The organism is Variovorax sp. MSC1_012 (assembly GCF_023667525.1).
GTDB lineage: Bacteria > Pseudomonadota > Gammaproteobacteria > Burkholderiales > Burkholderiaceae_C > Variovorax > Variovorax beijingensis_B.
The window spans coordinates 2,746,199-2,763,848 of record NZ_CM174443.1; the positions used below are offsets into that span (position 1 = coordinate 2,746,199).

Sequence of the window (17,650 nt, forward strand, 5' to 3'; positions counted from 1 at the left end):
CTGCTAGATGAAGAGCTGCACGGCCGGCAGGGCCGCGTCGCAGTTGAGCAGGTTCACGCGCTTGAGCGTCATGCGCAGCGCGCCGTCCTGCACCGCGAGGTGATGGAAGAAGGTGCCGACATAGAACTGCAGCTCGTCGCCCTGCGATTCGGTGTAGTGGAATTCGGTGCGCACCACGAAGCGGTTGCCCTCGGCGTCGAACTGCTCGACCACGGGCACCTGCAGCAGGTGGTGGCAGCGGCTCGGCGGCTGCTGCGAAAACGCGCGCGGGCTCTTGAGGCGCTCGATGCGCAGTTCGCGCAGCAGCTTGTCCTCGTAGAGATGCGAGGTGTGGTTGAGGCCGTCTTCCTGGTCGGGCACCAGCGGCACCCAGTAGAAGGCATCGTCGGTGAAGAGCGCATTCCACTCCTCGTAGCGGCGCGTGTCGAGCAGGTGCGCTTCGTTCACGACGAAGTCGATCAGGTCCTGCCGGGTGATTTCGATGCCGGCCATCACATGGTCTCCGTCATGCGCTGGACCCACGCGCGGTACTGGTTGCGCATCGGCAGCTCGTTGGTGCCGCCGGTGGTGATCTCTCCGCCCTCGAGCTCCGACGGGTCGTAGTTGCGATGCAGGCTCACCCACTCGTTGCCGCTTGCATGCAGGCCGGCCTGCATGCCGCGGTAGGCCTGCAGGTCGTCGTGCCCCACTACCGAGAACGGCGAGTTGATGAGCCGGTTGTACATGGTGGTGCGCTGCAGCAGTTCGGGCGGCGCGCCCTTCAGGCGGAAGGTCCAGCTCTCGATCAGCGTCCTGTCGGCCGAGATCGGCTTGACCACGCGGATCGCCTGGATCGCGCCCTTGATCGTGAGGTTCGGGTAGTACACCGTGTTGTGCCGCGCCATGCCAAGGATCTGCGCGGTCTTCTCCTCGCCGTAGCGCGCCTTCATGGCGTCGTCATAGGCCGGGATCGCCTTGTACTTGCTGTGGATGCTGAAGTGCACGCCCGTGAAGCTGTGGCCGTTATCGTAGGTGCGGATGCCCATGTCCTCGAAGAACTTGTAGTCGGACATGAAGGGCGCGAACTGCTCCACCGCCATGGGCTTGGGCTCGTCCTCGGGCTTGTCGGCCCACATGCGCTTGGCGGTGCCGGCCGACGACTCATGCGCCACCATGGGGTGCATGGTGTCGTTGAGGTTCTCGACGAACATCTTCCAGTTGCACTGGTGCATGAAGCGCAGGCATCCGCCCGCGATTTCCAGTTCGCCCTCGGGCGAGCGGTCGGCCATGTTGTCGATGGAGCTCAGCGAATCGCCGAAGTATTCGTCGAAGTCCGGCCCCGCATCGCTGATCTTCACGAAGATGAAGCCGCGGTGGCTGCGCACATGCGCGAGCGTGGTCAGTCCCTTGGCCGATTCGCACGCGTGCAGCGCGGTGTTCTCGTAGCCGGACTTGAGCGGAATGGCCAGCAGCGAGCCGTCGGTCTTGAAGGTCCACGCGTGGTACGGGCAGCGGAAGAACTTGCCGGTGTTGCCGCAAGGCCCGTTCACCAGCCGCGAGCCCTTGTGGGCGCAGCGGTTCATCATCGCGCGCACGCTGCCGTCGGCGTGGCGCACCACGATCAGCGGGCGGCCGGCGATCTCGTTGCTGATCCAGTCGCCGGGCTTGGCCAGCTGGCTCTCGTGGCCGACGTAGTTCCAGGTGTTGGCAAAGAAATGCTCCTGCTCCAGCTCGAACAGCTCCTGGCTGGTGTACAGGTCGCGGTGCACGCGGTCGTTCTGCACCAGCGCGCGGATGGCATCGGGGTTGTCTCGGTACGAGGTCATGGTTCTCGTGGCTCCTGCTTCAGATATCGAGCACCAGGCGCGCACCCTTGGCACGCGAGATGCAGATCTGCATGACATTGCCTTCCGCCTTCTCGCGGGCGGTCAGCACGTAGTCGCGGTGATCGATCTCGCCTTCGAGCACGGGCGTGGCGCACACGCCGCATTCGCCGCGCTTGCAGTCGAACATCGGGTCGCAGCCGTGCTCGATCAGGCAGTCGAGGATGCTCTGGCCGGCCGGCACGGTGAAGCGCTGGCCCGTCTGGGCAAGCTCCACCTCGAAGGGCTGGTCGCCTTCTTCCGCGACCGGTTCGGTGAAGAGTTCGAAGTGCACGCGGTCGTGTTCCCAGCCGCGCGCCTGGGTGCGGGCGAGCACGGCGTCGAGCATGACCTTGGGGCCGCAGACGTAGAGGCGGTCGCCGGCGGGCACGCCGTCGAGCAGCGCGTCGATGTCGAGCGGCGCGCCGGCTTCGGCGTCGGCATGCACGCGCAGGTCGTCGCCGAGCAGCGCCTCCAGCTCGGGCAGGAAGGCCATCAGATCGCGGCTGCGGCCGGCATAGTGCATGCGCACCGGGGCACCCTCGGCGCGGCGGCGTGCGGCCATGGCGGCGAGCGGCGTGACGCCGATGCCACCCGCCACCAGCACTGAGCCGCCAGGGCCGGTGTGCAGCGGAAAGTCGTTCTTCGGTGCCTCGATGGCGAGCGTGTCGCCCTCGTTCAGCCCTTCGTGCATGAAGCGCGAGCCGCCGCGGCCCTCGGCTTCCTTGCGCACGGCAATCACGTATTCCGTCGGCGCGTTGGTGGCATTGCGCTCGGTCGCAAAGTTGATCAGCGAATAGTGGCGCCAGTCAGTTTTGCCGTCCGGCAGCGAGACCTGCACGCGGATGTGGGCGCCGGCCGCAAAGCCGGGCAGCGCGCGGCCATCTTCCGCGCGCAATCGCAGCATGCGGATCAGCGGATTGAGCTGGCGCGCTTCGGCAATGCGAAGCCGGAGCGTGGCGGTGGGAGCGGTCATCGTGCGTCCGTCTTGTCTCTTCAGGCCAATGCGTGCTGCGCCAGCGCAGCCTGCAGCTTGTGGCCGTGTTCGTCGGCAAGCGCCGCATCGCGCAGCTCGCGCAGCGTGGCCGGGGCCAGCCCCGCACCGGCGCGCTCGACCGCGCGCATCACGGTGTCGTAGTTGCGAATGCCGCGCTCGTGCGTGTCGCTGTAGCCCTTGACCAGTCGCTGGCACTGCGCGAGTTCGACGGCCAGGTCGGGGTTGCGCTGGGCGGTGGCGGCGATGCGCTGCAGCCATTCCTCGATGCGGCGGTTTTCCTCCGCATAGCGCATCGTCGAGCGGCGCCAGCGCTTCATGGCGGCCACCGTGCGCAGCATCAGGTAGCCGTGCAGCGAGCTGGTCTGGATCACGCGGCCGTGCTGCGTGAAGCGCTCGACGATCCTCTTCGGCAGCGTGGAGTTCATGAGCCAGCGGCCAATGCCGCCCGGCAGCGTCTCGCAGATTTCCTGCAGGCGCGGATGCATGTATTCGTTGATGGCAAGCACCTGGCCCGGCTGCACGCGGGCCTCGCCGCGCACGCGCTCGAAGCGGGTGGCGCGGGTCTTGAGCGCGGCGACGCGGGCCGTGTCTTCGTACGACATCCAGAGCGCAAGATGGCGCGCGGTTTCGCGCAGCAGCCGCTGGTCGCCATGGTCCGGCAGCGCTGCGACGGCGGCCATGCGATCGAGATACAGGCTGGCGTAGGCCGTGTCCTGGTAGTCGATCAGGCGGCGCACGCCTTCGAGCAGCAGGTCGTGGGATGCGGCGGGAAATTCGCGCTGCACACGCTCGACCAATGCACGCACGGCCGGATGGCGCGGCCGCGGCGCTGGCATGGCAGCCGCCGCTTCGGGCAGCGCCTCGCCGTCGTCGCCACCCTGCGCACGCGCAAACGCCGCACCAAAGGCCTTGAGGCTGGGCTTCACGCCCACGCCGCCGCGCTCGATGGTGGCCTCGAACTGCGCGCGGCTGAACGGCAGCACGCCCGAGCCGGCCAGCGCGCCGAACAGCACGGCGCTGATCACGCTGCCCGAAGCTTCGGCCGCCTGCGCCATGTCGAAGCGGATGAAGCGCTTGGCGGCCCGCCCGGTGTGCGCGAGCAGCTGCGCGCTGTCGACGCGGCCGTCGCCGAGCGCGCTCTTCTCGGCAATGGAGAACACGCGGTGCGTCGACGCGATCAGCGTGGTGCGGTCGCCGGTGACGAGCCCGCGCTGCACTGCGCGCCCCGCCTCCATGAGTTCCGAGGCCAGCACCACGTCGACATCGCCCGGCAACGGCATCAGCGCGAGCACGGGCCGGCCGCCGTCCGCCTCGGCCTGCGCATTGGGATACAGCTCGACGTAATAGATGGTGGCGCCGGTGCGCTGCGCCACGCCGGGCACCGAGGTGGTCTGCGCGACGTAGCCGTTGGCCTCGCCCATGTCGACGATCCAGTCGGCCAGCACGCCGCCGCCCTCCCCGCCCATGGCAAGGATCGCGATCTTGATCGGTTGCACCTTGTTCGTCATCGCTTCAGAAGGCATAGGTTTCGCGGCGGCGCGCTTCGCCGCGCTGCAGCCAGCCGATGATGGCGGCGCGCACGCGCTCGCGCAGCAGGTCCCAGCGGCTCGGGTTGCTCACGATCTGCGCCTTGTAGAACGAAGGGCACAGCACCGCCGCATGCGAAACCTCGCCGCACACGCCGCAGCCCACACAGCTGTCGAGCACCGTGGCCACTGGATCGCTGCGCAACGGATCGGGATTGGGCTTGATCGAGAGCGAAGGACAGCCCGACAGGCGGATGCACGAGTGGTCGCCGGTGCAGGTGTCGGAATCGACGCCGAACTTCTCGCGCACCATGCGCTTGCCGTCCGCAATGGCCTTGCGCACCAGCGGCTTCTCGCGGCGCTGCTTGTTGAGCATGCACTCCGACTGTGCGATCAGGACCTTGGGGCCCTTCTTCGACGTGGTGAGCGCTTCTTTCAGTGCGTCGCGCATGCCGGCAACATCGTAGGTGCGGCGCAGTGTCTTGACCCATTCCACGCCCACGCCGCGCACCGCACGTTCGATCTCGTGGCCGGTGCTGCGCGTCTTGTTGACGGCATTCGACGAGAGGATGTCCTGCCCACCCGTGGCCGAGGTGTAGTTGTTGTCGACGACGATGGTGAGGTTGTCACTCTTGTTGAACACCGCGTTGGCCACGCCGCTGGTCAGGCCGTTGTGCCAGAAGCCGCCGTCGCCCATCATCGAGATCGCGCGCTTGCCTGCCGGTGCATTGAGCGCCGCCGCGCCGGCACCGCCCAGGCCGTAGCCCATGGTGGTGTTGCCGATGTTGAAGGGCGGCAGGATCGAGAACAGGTGGCAGCCGATGTCGGCGCTCACGTGATGCGGACCCAGCTCGCGCTCGACCAGCTTCATCGCGCTGAAGATCGGCCGCTCGGGGCAGCCGGTGCAAAAGCCCGGCGGGCGCGCATGCACGACCTCGGCGAGCGAGGTGGACGGCTGCGCCGGCTCTGGTGCGGCATCGACGCCGATGGCTGCCACTTCCTTGAGCGGAATCACCTTGCGCACCGGCGGAGTCACCGGCAGCGGCGCGAGGCATTCATAGCGCTCGCAGAAGCTGCGCGCACCCTTCAGCAGTTCGGATGCGGTGTACTCGCCGGCCACGGGCAGCATGTCCTTGCCATGCAGCGCGGTGGTTGAACCCGCCTGCCGCAGGATGGTCGCGAGGTTCTGCTCTACGAAGTTGGGCTGGCCCTCTTCCACGATCAGCACCGCGCGCTTGCCTTCGCAGAAGCGGATGACCTCGCTCTCGATCACCGGATAGGCCACGTTCATCACGTAGAGCGGCACCTGCGTGTTGCCGTACACGTCGGCCAGGCCGAGCCGCTCCAGCGCGCGCAGCAGCGTGTTGTAGCTGCCGCCCTGCACGATGATGCCGATGTCGTCGGCGTCTTCCGAGAAGAACTCGTTGAGCTTGCGCTCCTCGATGAAGCGCACGGCCGCGGGCCAGCGTTCCCGCACCTTCTCCTGCTCGTGCACGAAGCTCGCGGGCGGCAGCACGATGCGGCCGACGTCGCGCTGCGGATTCTCGAGCGCGTCCTTCAGCGTGAACTTCGCGCGCTTGTTGTCGCCGGCAATGAAGTGGCCATGCACATGGCAGGCGCGGATGCGCAGCTGCAGCATCACGGGCGTGTTGCTCGCCTCCGAAAGATCGAAGCCCTGCTTCACCGCATCGACAATGCTCGGCAGGTTGGGCCGCGGATCGAGCAGCCAGATCTGCGACTTCATCGCGAAAGCATGGCTGCGCTCCTGCATGATCGAGGAGCCCTCGCCGTAGTCCTCGCCCACGATGATCAGCGCGCCGCCGGTCACGCCGCCCGAAGCCAGGTTGGCCAGCGCGTCGGAGGCCACGTTGGTACCCACGGTGGCCTTGAAGGTGACGGCGCCGCGCAATGGGTAGTTGACGGAAGCGGCCAGCGTGGCGGCCGCGGTGGCCTCGCTCGCGCTGTTCTCGAAGCGGATGCCCTGCTCGGCCAGGATGTCCTGCGCATCGGCCAGCACATCCATCAGGTGCGAAATGGGTGCCCCCTGGTACCCCGCCACATAGGAAACTCCCGATTCGAGCAGTGCCTTGGTGACCGCCAGAATGCCTTCACCGCGAAACACATCTCCGCCCGAAAGCCGCAGCTTCTTGACTTCTTCGACGAACGAACGCTCAGCCATGTCGGTCCTTGTTCTCTCTCGTGGGACGGTGCGTGCAAGCTGCCGCACCGTGCTTTCTATAATGTTGACAAATGAATGTATCCACAATCATGAATTACCCTAGACATGCAAACAGCGTGCCCGCGGCAGGTTCGAGGTGCTTGTCCGTGAGGTGCCCCCATGGCCGAGCAATCTCCTGAAACACATCGCTTCGTCGATGACTACCTGCCGGCGCTGCTCGCGCAGGCCAGCCAGCTGATCTCCTCGGAGTTCCACGAGGTGGCGCGGCAGCAGGGCTTCTCGGTGTCGGAGTGGCGCGTGATGGCCTCGCTCGCGGGCAGCGAGCCGATCAGCATCGGCCAGCTCGCGCAGGTGACGGTGACCAAGCAGCCGACCGTCACGCGGCTGCTCGACCGCATGGAAGCACGCGGACAGGTCGAGCGGCTGCCCCATGAGAGTGATCGCCGCATCACGCTGGTGCGCATCACGCGCAAGGGCTTGAAGGCGGTAGAGCACCTGATGGAACTCGCGCGCGACCACGAGCGGCGCGTGCTCGAACCCTTCGGCCTGCGGCGCGCCGAGGAACTGAAGCAGACCCTGCGGCAGATGATCGACCTGCACGTGCACGTGCCGGTCGAGGAGCCGGAGGAAGACTAAGGCACCAGCACCGCGCGGCCGCGATGGCCGCGCTGCGCGATCCATTCGAGCGCCGTAGCAGCATCGGCGAGTGCGAAGCTCCGCACCTCCAGATGCAGTCGGCCGTCGGCCAGCCGCGCGAGCAGCTCGGGCGCCGCGGCCCGGCCGGCGGCTTCGCGCCTGAACATGTTGAGCGGCAGCAGCGCCACGTCGCGCTGCAGGAAGTGCGCAATGTCCAGCTGCAGCGTGGGGCCTGCGGTGTAGCCGATGAGCACGGCGCGCCCGCCGGGCCGCACGGCCGGCAAGGCCGCCGACAGAACGCTGCCGCCAACCGTGTCGATCAGCAGGTCCGCACTCGCGGGCGGCGGGGGCTCGGCGTCCGGATCGACCGCGCCCACGGTGCAGCCAAGCTCGCGCGCCAGCTGCACGGCGAGCGAGCCCACGGCGCCGTTCGCGCCCGTGACGAGCACCTGCTCGCCGGCCTGCAGCTTTGCGACTTCATGCAGCGCCACCCACGCCGACGTGGTGGGCGAGAAGAACGCGGCACCGAGCGCCATCGGCAGCGCGTCGGGCAGCAGGCCAAGCGCTTCGTCGGGTGCGTCGATCTGCTCGCACCAGGTGCCGTCGAATAGGGTGCCCAGGCCGCTGCCGCGCAGCCACACGCGCGCTCCGGCGGCAAAGCGCCCGCTGGCAATGACGATGCCCGCGGCCTCCACGCCCGGCGTGTAAGGCAGCGGCGGATGGCGCAGGAAGTTGCCCCGCCACACGGTACGGTCGATGTGGCCGACGGTGGCGGCGTGCATGCGCACGATGGTGCGGCCGGGCCGTGGCACCGGGTCGGGCAGGTCTTCGAGCACGGGCTCCGCGTCGAAGCCGTGGATGCGGATGGCTTTCATGAGGGCAGCGCCGAAAGAAAGTCGAACACCGCCTGCGCGAAGGCTTCGGGCATCTGGTCGGGCAAGGGAACCATGCCGCCTTCGATGTCGACGATGCGAGCCTGAGGCAGGTGGTGCCGCAGCTCTTCTGCGTGCGGCGCGGCAAACGGATCAGCGGTGGCGCGGATGATCAGCGCGGGCTGCGTCACGCGGCCGATGCGCTCTTCCATGCGATAGGAGGCGACGGCGCGATGACCCTCCTCCACGCGATGGCCGACCTTCAGCGCATCGAGCACGAAGGCCTCGAGCAGATCGGCGCGGCCCGGTGGATAGAAGCCCCGGCGCTTCTGCCAGAGTGCGGCGAGATGGCTTCCGTCTTCGCTTGGAGCAACCTCGTCGATGGGCGGCTTCCGGGCCCGCGCGATGCGAAAGGCTTCGCCGGTAAACGGCGTGGACGACAGCACGAGGCTGCGCACCCGGCCCGGAAACGCGGCCGCCAGCTCGACCGCGATGACGCCGCCCGTGTGGTGCCCCACCACGTCGGCCCGCGCAATGCCCAGCGCGTCGAGCAGCTCGCAGGCCACGCGCGCCCACTGCGCGATGCTCGCGGGTACGCCGCCATCCGCCGAATCGCCGAAGCCCGCGGTGTCCATGGCAATGGCGCGATACCGCGCGCCGACCCGCGGCAGCACCTCGCGGTATTCGGCCCAGCTGCGCGGCGACTGGTGCAGCAGCAGCACGGCCGGTGCACTCGCATCGCCGCATGCCGCGTAATGCACCTGCCCCACCGACAGGTCGGCAAAGGCGCGGCGGATCGTCACGACAGCGTCTCGCTGGCGGGCGCGCGCCAGAGGCCCGCGTGCTTCAACTCGCCGAGCGTGCGCGACAGCACGTCGCGCCGGTAGGCCGCGATGTCGCGGCCCTGGTAGTCGTAGAAGCCGCTGCCGCTCTTGAGGCCGAGCCGCCCCTCCTCGACCATGCGATCGACAATGGCCGGCGCGGTGTAGCGCCCCTTGTCGATCGAGGCCGACATCTCGCGGCTCGCGTGGTGCAGGATGTCGCAGCCGCCGAAGTCGATGAACTCGACCACACCGAGCGCGGCAAAGCGCAGGCCGAGGCCGTAGCGCGTGGCCTTGTCGATTTCCTCGGCGGTGGCGGCGCCCTCCTCGATCATGCGGGCCGCCTCGTTCATCACCAGCGCCTGCAGGCGCGGCACGATGTAGCCCGGCGATGCGCCGCAGACGACGGGCAGCTTGCCGATGGCTTCCATCAGCGCCTTGGTGCGCGCGAGCACGGCGGCATCGGTGCCGGGATGGCAGCTGAGCTCCACCACGGGAATCACATAGGCCGGATTGAGCCAGTGCATGTTCAGGAAGCGCGCGGGCAGCCGCACCAGCGCGGCCAACTGCGTCACGAGGATGCTGCTGGTGGTCGACGTGAGGATGGCGTCGTCGCGGCAATGGCGGTTGAGCTGCTCGAAGGCCTCGCGCTTGGCCTCCAGGGTTTCGGGCACGCCCTCGAACACCAGCTCGGCGGCGGCGAGCGCCTGCGGTGCGTCGGCGGCGCTCACGAAGTCCACACGGGCGGCAATGGGCTGGACCTGCGCCGCGTCGATCACGCCGAGCTGCGCCAGACCGGCGAGGCTGGCTTCGATCTCGGCCTTCGCTTCGGCCTGCAGCCGCTGCCAGGCCTCGTCGCTGCGCTGGCGCAGGTCGACCAGCGAGATGCGGTGGCCCGCGTAGGCGAAGGCGATCGCGATGCCGCGCCCCATGCGGCCCGCGCCGACAGCCGCGAAGCGGGGCAGCGATGCGCGCTCATTCGCCATCGTGCAGCCTCTGCGCGAGCTGCGCCGCGCTCAGATTGGCCAGGCCCAGGCTCTCGAAAGTGCGCGGGCCGTGCCGCAGGTCGCGGCCGAGAAAGCCGCCGACGATCGCCAGCAGGCCATGCGCGATGGGCGCGTCCACCCCCGCATGGCGCGCGGCCGAAGCCAGGAAGGCGAGGCCGAGCTCGGTGTCCTCGGTGATGTAGCGGTGCGTGTGCAGGTCGATGTTCTCGCGCCAGTCGCCCGACTTGACGAGCTGCTTGTGCGCGTCGCCGTACATCCACTGGTCGTTGTTGTAGTGGTCGGCCAGCGGATAGTGCGGCGCGCCCTGCCCGAAGGCCTCGCGCACGGCCATGCGCTCCTGGTCGAGCCGGTCGGTCACGTCGCGCACGGCGCGCTGCGTGCCTTCGTTGTGGATGTCCCAGCGCTCGAAGTGCTGCAGCGGCGCGGCGTTCATCACCATCAGCGGCGGGTGGATGACGGGGCCGGCGTTCATGAGCGCGCCCGAGAGCGCATTGCCGCAGCCATGCACCGCCGGATAGGCGCGGCGGATCAGCTCGATGGCCTTGGCCTCCTTGCGCGCCGGGTAGACGCCGGTCGGCAGGCGGATGGCGCGGATCGTGACGTTCACCTCGCGCTCGCCGTGCTTGCGCGCGAGGTACGGCAGGGTGCCGGTTTCGGCCCAGGCCACGTCGGCGCGGCTGCCGGCCTGCTTCACCGTCCTTGCCATCACATAGCTGCCGAAGGTGCCCGGCGGCAGGAAGACGACCTGGCCGTCGGCCAGGTGCGGCGCCATGGCCAGCGCGATGTCGTGCTGGGCGATGGCGGGCGTGGGAATGACGATGAGCTCGGCGCCCTGGAGCGCCGCGGCGATGTCGGCGGTGGCCAGCGCCAGCGGCACCTCGCGCGCGCCGCCGGCGTCCTTCAGCGTGATGGCGCCGGCTTGCACCACCCGCTCGAGCGCGGCCGCATCGCGGCGCCACAGGCGCACCTCATGGCCGGCTTCGGACAGGTCCGCGGCGGCCGCATAGGCGCCGTGGCCACCACCAAGAATTGCAATTTTCATGTTCGAAATTTGAAAGGCAGACGTCGATGAACCGGCAGCCGCGGTACGGACCGGGGAAGCAATGCCTTATTACATTACTTTTCATCGATTCATATGTCAATCAAGTTTCGTGCCTGAGGCCCCCGCGGAAACCCGCAATGAAAAAGCCCGCGCTTCTTGCGAAGCGCGGGCTTTCTTTTGGGGGCGAGTGGCCGGCTGACCGCCCTGCAATGGATCAGCGCGTGGGCTTGAACGCACGCTTTTGTGCGTCGCGCGGCACAAACACCTTGCCCGGGCCGCCATGGCCTGCGCCATTGCCGCGCGGTGCAAAACCTTCGCGCGGAGCGAAGCCTTCACGGGGCGCGAAGCCGCCGTCGCCGCGGCCACCGCCGTGGTGACCCTGGCCGTGGCCGCCGCGCGGGGCGCTGTTGTCGCCCCAGCCCGGCTTGCGGCCATAGCCGGCGCCGCCATCGTCACGGCCGCCGCCGAAGCCGGCGTTGTTGCCGCCCTGGCCACGCGGGCCCTGGTGACCTTGGCTCGGGGCAGGACCGCGTGCATTGCGGTCGTTGAAGCCGCTGGCACCGGCGTAGCCGCCGCTGTTGCCGCCGCGGTAGCCACCGCCGCCGCCTGCACCGCCATTGCCGAACTTGCGATCGCGCGATTGGTTGTCGCCACGGCCGCCGCGGTACTCGCCCATCGGCGGACGCGATTGCGGCATGCGCTGCTGCGGCTCGAGGCCTGCAACCACTTCGGCCTTGAACTGCTGGCGGCTGTATTGCTCGATGTCCATGATCTTGCGGCGATCGCGGAACTCGGCAAAGGTGATGGCCAGGCCGTCGCGGCCTGCACGGCCGGTGCGGCCGATGCGGTGGGTGTAGTCCTCGGCCTTCATCGGCAGGCCGAAGTTGAAGACGTGGGTGATGGTGGGCACGTCGATGCCGCGGGCGGCCACGTCGGTCGCCACCAGGATCTGCACCTGGCCCTGGCGCAGCGCCATCAGCCGGCGGTTGCGCAGGCCCTGGCTCAGGGCGCCGTGCAGCGCCACGGCGCTGAAGCCTTCCTGCTGCAGGTCGTTGGCGAGGCCGTCGCACTCGACTTGCGTGCTGGCGAACACGATCGCCTGGTTGATGCTGGTGTCGCGCAGCCAGTGGTCGAGCAGCTTGCGCTTGTGCTGGCTGTTGTCGGCCCAGTACAGCGACTGCTTGATGTTGGCGTGCTTCTCTTGCGGGCTGTCGATGGTGATGCGCTGCGGCTCGCGCATGACGCGCTGGGCCAGCTGCTGGATGCGCGGCGCGAAGGTGGCGCTGAACATCATCGTTTGCTGACGCTCGATGGTGAGCTGGTTGACTTCGGCCAGATCGTCGGAGAAGCCGAGGTCGAGCATGCGGTCGGCCTCGTCGACCACCAGGAACTTGACCTGGTCGAGCTTGAGTTGCTGCGAACGCTGCAGGTCGAGCAGGCGGCCGGGCGTGGCAACCACGAGGTCGGCGTTCTGCAGCTTGGCGATCTGCAGCTGGTAGGGCATGCCGCCCACCACGTTGGCAACGCGCAGGCCGCGGCAATGGCGAACCAGCTCGATGGCGTCGTGCGCCACCTGCTGCGCGAGTTCGCGCGTCGGGCACAGGATCAGGGCGCCGGGCGTGGCGGCCTTGAAATGGCGCGCGTTGGTCGGGTCCTTGCGCTTGGGCTTCTTCGGCACGGCTTCGCCGCGCGCGGCGGCTTCGGCGGCCAGGCGCTGGAATTCGGCCTTGGCGGCCTCTTCGGCTTCGGCCTGGCGCTTGAGCAGCGTGTGCAGCACGGGCAGCAGGAAGGCGGCGGTCTTGCCGGAGCCGGTCTGGCTCGAGACCATCAGGTCGACGAAGCGGGCCTTGCCGTCCTGGCCGGCTTCACCGCCCATGGCGAGCGGGATCACCTTGTCTTGCACGGTCGTGGGCTGGGTAAAGCCCAGGTCGGCCACGGCGGCGATCAGCTCGGGCGCGAGGCCGAGCTTGATGAAGCCGTTGGGCACGCGGGCTTCTTCGGCCACTGCCGCTTCGGGCGCTGCGGCGTCGAGCGCCTCGAGGATCGGCGCTTCGGACACGGTGTCCGGGGCGGCGATGAATTCGTTGTTGTTGGTGGATTGCACAGGCGCGAACTCGCCCTGCGCTTCAAAAGCGTCGGTCATGTGAATATCAATCTCAAACGCGAGCGCTGCCGCAGGCGGCGCCCCGTTGGTGGTTAAAAACATCAACCATCCAACGACATTCAACTTCTGGCTTTCGCCGGAGGCTGCGGCCCTTTTTGATCAGCGGATGCGATCGGGCGCGGTGTGCAAGATAGGGAGATGCAAGAGACGCTGACCGGAAAATCCCCCAGATCAGCGAAGCCATCGATTATGGCATGACTCGGGGTTTTTACCTAATCCGTCAATTTCAGAAAGGTTTCCCTGTAATGCGCGAGCTCTTCGATGGACTCGTGCACGTCGGCCAGCGCAGTGTGCGCCTGCTGCTTCTTGAAGGCACTGTAGGCGGAGGGCTTCCAGCGCTTGGCCAGCTCCTTCAGGGTGCTGACATCGAGGTTGCGGTAGTGGAAGTACGCCTCCAGCTTGGGCATGAACTTGACCAGGAAGCGCCGGTCCTGCCCGATGGTGTTGCCACACATGGGCGAACCGCTCCTGGGAACATAGCGGGCCACGAATTCCAGCAGCTGCTGCTCGGCCGCGGCTTCGTCCAGCGTGGAGGCCTTCACCTTGTCGATCAGGCCGCTGCGCCCGTGCGTGCCCTTGTTCCAGGCGTCCATGGCGTCGAGCACCGCGTCGCTCTGGTGGATGACCAGCACGGGGCCGTCGATGCGTGGCGTGAGGTCGGGGCCGGTGACGACCACGGCAATCTCGAGCAGGCGCTCCTTTTCGGGGTCGAGGCCGCTCATTTCGCAGTCGAGCCAGACCAGGTTCTGGTCGCTTTTCTTGAGGACAGGGAGGGTTGCGACGGTCGTGGGGTCAAGGGATTCGGACATGGCTGGATTGTCGTCGAAGGCCTGCGCGGGCTGGACCCGAGGGCTAAACTCGCCGGTCATGTCCTATTCGCTCATCTTCACCACTGCCTTCGCCGTTGCACTGGTCGCGGGCCTGCTCGTGAAGTTCTGGCTCGCCTCGCGGCAGGTGCGCCACGTGGCGCGGCACCGCGGTGCGGTGCCGGCAGCTTTCGAACACACCATCAGCCTTGCCGCCCACCAGAAGGCGGCCGACTACACCATTGCCAAGGCGCGCTTCGGCCTCGTCGAAATGGCCTGGAGCACCGCGCTGCTGCTGGGCTGGACGCTGCTGGGCGGGCTCGACGTGCTCAACAGGCTGCTGCTGGGCTGGCTCGGCGGCGGCATGGTGCAGCAGCTGGCGCTGCTGGCGGCCTTTGCGGTCATCGGCGGCCTGCTCGAACTGCCCTTCACGCTCTGGCAGACCTTCAGGCTCGAGGAGCGCTTCGGCTTCAACAAGATGACCTTGCGCCTCTGGCTGGCCGACACGCTCAAGTCCACGGCGCTCAGCGCCGCGATCGGCCTGCCGATTGCGGCGCTGATCCTGTGGCTCATGGGCGCGGCCGGCGCCACCTGGTGGCTCTGGGCCTGGGCCGTGTGGATGGGCTTCAACCTTCTCGGGATGCTGGTGTACCCCACCTTCATTGCGCCGCTGTTCAACAAGTTCAAGCCGCTCGACGACCCCACGCTCAAGGAGCGCGTCACGGCGCTGATGAAGCGCTGCGGCTTTGCTGCCAAGGGCCTGTTCGTGATGGACGGCAGCACCCGCAGCGCCCATGCCAATGCCTACTTCACCGGCTTTGGCGCGAGCAAGCGCGTGGTGTTCTACGACACGCTGCTGCGCCAGCTCGACGCAGCCGAAGTCGAGGCCGTGCTCGCGCACGAACTCGGCCACTTCAAGCACCGCCACATCGTGAAGCGGCTCGTTGCGATGTTCGCGCTGAGCCTGGCGGGCTTCGCACTGCTGGGCTGGGTGTCGACCCAGGCCTGGTTCTACACGGGGCTCGGCGTGCAGCCGAACATGGCGGCAACGGCGCCCAACGACGCACTCGCGCTGCTGCTCTTCATGCTCGCGGTGCCGGTGTTCGGCTTCTTCGTCGCGCCGCTGCCCGCACGCCTGTCCCGCAAGCACGAGTTCGAGGCCGATGCCTATGCGGTGGCGCAAACCAGCGGCGCCGATCTGTCGGCCGCCCTGCTCAAGCTCTACCAGGACAACGCGTCGACGCTCACGCCCGACCCGGTGTTCGTCAAGTTCTACTATTCCCACCCTCCGGCCTCCGAGCGCCTCGCGCGCATGACGGCGGCCTGAAGAAGACATTTGCCGGAAAGCCGAGACCATGAGCAGCATGTTCAAGCCCAAAGACTGGAAAAACATCCCCCGCCACGCACTGAGCGCCACCGAGATCGTCTCCGGCCTCGCCAAGCTCGACGGCTGGAAGCTCGACGGCGACGGTGCCAATGTGACCATCGAGAAGACCTTCAGCTTCGCCAACTACTTCGAGACCATCGCGTTCGTGAATGCGCTGGCCTTCATCGCCCACACGCAAGACCATCATCCGGACCTGTCGGTGCACTACAACCGCTGCGTGGTGCGCTTCAACACGCACGACGTGGGCGGGCTCTCGGGCACCGACTTCGAGTGCGCGCGCCAGGCGAACGCGCTGGTGGCCAGCCCGGCGCCGTGATGAGGAAACCCGCCGTTGGCTAAGCCGGGCCGCACTCCCGCGAAGGGGGCCGGCACCTCCGCGCGCATTCTTCACGACGGCCTGGTCATCGCGAGCCATGGCCGCCATTGCCTGGTCGAAACGCCTGCGGGCGAGCGCCTGATCTGCCACCCGCGCGGCAAGAAGAGCCAGGCCGTGGTCGGCGACCGCGTGCGCTGGCAGGCCAGCGAAGACGAAGGCACCATCGAAGAAGTGGTGCCGCGACGCAATCTCTTCTATCGCCAGGACGAAATCCGCACCAAGTCGTTCGCGGCCAATCTCGACCACGTGCTGATCCTGATCGCGGCCGAGCCGGAGTTCTCGGAGCATCAGCTCGCGCGTGCGCTCATTGCCGCCGAAGCCGAACGCATCACGCCGATCATCGCGCTCAACAAGAGCGACTTGGCCGAGCCCTTCGAGCGCGCATGGAACAAGCTTGCGCCCTACCGCCGCATGCACCATGGCGTGCTGCCGCTCTCGCTCAAGGCGTCGGGTGAAGCCGACTACGCATCGCTCATGAAACTGCTAGCTGGCAAGAGCACGCTGGTGCTGGGCCCCTCGGGCGCCGGCAAGAGCACGCTCATCAACCTGCTGGTGCCCGGTGCCACCGCATTGACCGGCGAAATCTCGCAGGCGCTGAATTCGGGCAAGCACACCACCACCAGCACCACTTGGTACTGGGTGGACGAGGCGCGCACCACCAGCCTGATCGACTCGCCGGGCTTCCAGGAATTCGGCCTGAACCACATCGCGCCGATGCAGCTCGCGGGCCTGATGCCCGACATTGCCGCGCATGCGAACGACTGCAAGTTCTACAACTGCACCCATCTGCACGAGCCGGGCTGCGGCGTGATCGCGAATGTGGATGCGCCCGGCAAGCCGGGACCGATCAGCGCCACGCGCTACAGGATCTATGGCGAACTCTTCGCCGAGCTCAGCCAGTCGCGCTACTGAACCCCCAGGATCGATTCGAGCGCCTGCACCAGCGCCCCGCACTGCTCGCGCGTGCCGATGCTGATGCGCAGGTACTGCGCGATGCGCGGCTGCCTGAAATGCCGCACCAGCACTGCGCGCTCGCGCAGCAGCGCCGCCAGCTCGGCCGCGTCGCGCTGCGGATGGCGTGCGAACACGAAGTTGGCCTGCGAAGGCAGCACTTCGAAGCCCAGGTCTTCGAGCTGCAGGCTGAGCCCTTCGCGGGTGTCGACGACCTTGTCGCGCGTGGTCTTGAACCAAGCCTCGTCTTCGAGCGCCGCCACCGCGCCGGCAGTGGCAAGCCGATCGAGCGGATAGGAATTGAAGCTGTCCTTGACGCGCACCAGCGCATCAATCAAGTGCGCCTGCCCGCAGGCAAAGCCGACCCGCAGGCCGGCCAGCGAACGCGACTTGGACAAGGTCTGCACCACCAGCAGGTTCGGATATTTGCCAATCAGCGGCAGCGCGCTCTCGCCGCCGAAATCGACGTAGGCCTCATCGACCAGCACCACGCGCTCAGGGCAGGCCGCGAGCAGCTGCTCGATGCGCGCGAGCGGCAGCCCGATGCCCGTGGGCGCATTCGGGTTGGCGATCACCAGGCCCGCGCAGCCGCCGCAGGCGCGGGCCGCCATGGCATCGACGTCGATGCACAGGCCTTCGTCGACCGGCAGCAGTTCGCAGCCGATGCCGTAGAGCTGCGCATAGACGCGATAGAAGCTGTAGCTCACATCGGGCATCAGCAGCGGCTCGGCCTGCTGGAAGAAGGCGAAGAAGGCGTGCGCCAGCACCTCGTCCGAACCGTTGCCTGCAAAAACCTGGTCGGCCTGCAGGCCGTGCCGCCGCGCCACCGCTTCGCGCAGTGCGAGCGAGGCGGGGTCCGGATAACGCTCCAGGCCATTCGCCGCCGCCTGCTGGATGGCGTCGATGGCCAGCGGTGACGGCGGATACGGGTTCTCGTTGGTATTGAGCTTGACCAGGTTGGCGATGCGCGGCTGCTCGCCGGGCACATAGGGTTCGAGCGCACCGATGCGCGGGCTCCAGAAGACCGGCGCTGCGGTGGTCATGG

At 67.8% G+C, this 17,650-nt stretch carries 16 protein-coding genes; 4 read left to right on the top strand and 12 right to left on the bottom strand.

Going from position 1 to position 17,650, the window contains the following annotated elements; genetic code table 11:
* Positions 1 to 3 precede the first annotated feature (3 nt).
* Genes L1081_RS13045 through L1081_RS13065 form a run of 5 tightly spaced genes read right to left on the bottom strand, consistent with a single transcriptional unit; the run spans position 4 to position 6,543 of the window.
* Positions 4 to 492: an aromatic-ring-hydroxylating dioxygenase subunit beta gene (locus L1081_RS13045; RefSeq protein ID WP_489412597.1), complete on the bottom strand. Its 489-nt coding sequence runs from the start codon at positions 490 to 492 to the stop codon at positions 4 to 6.
* The gene (locus L1081_RS13050) at positions 492 to 1,805 is read right to left on the bottom strand and encodes a Rieske 2Fe-2S domain-containing protein (protein WP_489412598.1); all 1,314 of its coding nucleotides are present in this window, start codon (positions 1,803 to 1,805) and stop codon (positions 492 to 494) included. The genes L1081_RS13045 and L1081_RS13050 overlap by 1 nt, the downstream gene beginning before the upstream one ends.
* Positions 1,806 to 1,824: 19 nt before the next feature.
* Positions 1,825 to 2,817, bottom strand: a complete 993-nt coding sequence (locus L1081_RS13055; RefSeq protein ID WP_489412599.1) for a 2Fe-2S iron-sulfur cluster-binding protein — start codon at positions 2,815 to 2,817, stop codon at positions 1,825 to 1,827.
* Positions 2,818 to 2,837: 20 nt separating this feature from the next.
* Positions 2,838 to 4,346 carry an indolepyruvate oxidoreductase subunit beta family protein gene (locus L1081_RS13060; RefSeq protein WP_489412600.1) on the bottom strand — a complete coding sequence of 503 codons (1,509 nt, stop codon included), beginning with the start codon at positions 4,344 to 4,346 and terminating at the stop codon, positions 2,838 to 2,840.
* Between the two features lie 4 nt (positions 4,347 to 4,350).
* A complete protein-coding gene (locus tag L1081_RS13065) occupies positions 4,351 to 6,543 on the bottom strand; it encodes a thiamine pyrophosphate-dependent enzyme (RefSeq protein WP_489412601.1) in 2,193 nt (730 codons plus the stop codon).
* 159 nt (positions 6,544 to 6,702) lie between these two features.
* Here L1081_RS13065 and L1081_RS13070 point away from each other — a divergent pair, with 159 nt between their 5' ends.
* On the top strand, positions 6,703 to 7,179 hold the full coding sequence (locus tag L1081_RS13070; RefSeq protein ID WP_489412602.1) for a MarR family transcriptional regulator: 477 nt from the start codon (positions 6,703 to 6,705) through the stop codon (positions 7,177 to 7,179).
* Here the strand turns inward: L1081_RS13070 and L1081_RS13075 are convergent.
* From L1081_RS13075 to orn, 6 genes are all read right to left on the bottom strand, one after another.
* The gene (locus L1081_RS13075; protein ID WP_489412603.1) at positions 7,176 to 8,054 is read right to left on the bottom strand and encodes a zinc-binding dehydrogenase; all 879 of its coding nucleotides are present in this window, start codon (positions 8,052 to 8,054) and stop codon (positions 7,176 to 7,178) included. The two genes, L1081_RS13070 and L1081_RS13075, sit on opposite strands and share 4 nt — an antisense overlap.
* Entirely contained in the window at positions 8,051 to 8,854 is an 804-nt protein-coding gene (locus L1081_RS13080) for an alpha/beta fold hydrolase (RefSeq protein WP_489412604.1), read from the bottom strand. The genes L1081_RS13075 and L1081_RS13080 overlap by 4 nt, the downstream gene beginning before the upstream one ends.
* Positions 8,851 to 9,858, bottom strand: a complete 1,008-nt coding sequence (locus L1081_RS13085; RefSeq protein WP_489412605.1) for a 3-hydroxybutyryl-CoA dehydrogenase — start codon at positions 9,856 to 9,858, stop codon at positions 8,851 to 8,853. Before L1081_RS13085 ends, L1081_RS13080 begins: the two co-directional genes overlap by 4 nt.
* Positions 9,848 to 10,921, bottom strand: coding sequence for an NAD/NADP octopine/nopaline dehydrogenase family protein (locus L1081_RS13090; protein WP_489412606.1), 1,074 nt, complete (start codon positions 10,919 to 10,921; stop codon positions 9,848 to 9,850). The genes L1081_RS13085 and L1081_RS13090 overlap by 11 nt, the downstream gene beginning before the upstream one ends.
* 214 nt (positions 10,922 to 11,135) lie before the next feature.
* The gene (locus tag L1081_RS13095; RefSeq protein WP_489412607.1) at positions 11,136 to 13,064 is read right to left on the bottom strand and encodes a DEAD/DEAH box helicase; all 1,929 of its coding nucleotides are present in this window, start codon (positions 13,062 to 13,064) and stop codon (positions 11,136 to 11,138) included.
* A 233-nt stretch (positions 13,065 to 13,297) separates the two neighbouring features.
* The gene (orn, locus tag L1081_RS13100; protein WP_012746626.1) at positions 13,298 to 13,894 is read right to left on the bottom strand and encodes an oligoribonuclease; all 597 of its coding nucleotides are present in this window, start codon (positions 13,892 to 13,894) and stop codon (positions 13,298 to 13,300) included.
* A 58-nt stretch (positions 13,895 to 13,952) separates the two neighbouring features.
* On the opposite strand from orn, the gene L1081_RS13105 reads away from it, so the two are divergent.
* The 3 genes from L1081_RS13105 to rsgA are packed head-to-tail and all read left to right on the top strand — an operon-like array spanning position 13,953 to position 16,566.
* Positions 13,953 to 15,218: a M48 family metalloprotease gene (locus tag L1081_RS13105; protein WP_489412608.1), complete on the top strand. Its 1,266-nt coding sequence runs from the start codon at positions 13,953 to 13,955 to the stop codon at positions 15,216 to 15,218.
* Between the two features lie 28 nt (positions 15,219 to 15,246).
* Entirely contained in the window at positions 15,247 to 15,594 is a 348-nt protein-coding gene (locus L1081_RS13110) for a 4a-hydroxytetrahydrobiopterin dehydratase (RefSeq protein WP_489412609.1), read from the top strand.
* Positions 15,595 to 15,609: 15 nt separating this feature from the next.
* Positions 15,610 to 16,566 (top strand): ribosome small subunit-dependent GTPase A, encoded by a 957-nt coding sequence (gene rsgA / locus L1081_RS13115; RefSeq protein WP_436301456.1) that lies wholly within the window; start codon positions 15,610 to 15,612, stop codon positions 16,564 to 16,566.
* Here rsgA and hisC read toward each other — a convergent pair.
* Positions 16,560 to 17,648: a histidinol-phosphate transaminase gene (hisC, locus tag L1081_RS13120; protein WP_489412610.1), complete on the bottom strand. Its 1,089-nt coding sequence runs from the start codon at positions 17,646 to 17,648 to the stop codon at positions 16,560 to 16,562. The two genes, rsgA and hisC, sit on opposite strands and share 7 nt — an antisense overlap.
* Positions 17,649 to 17,650 lie beyond the last annotated feature (2 nt).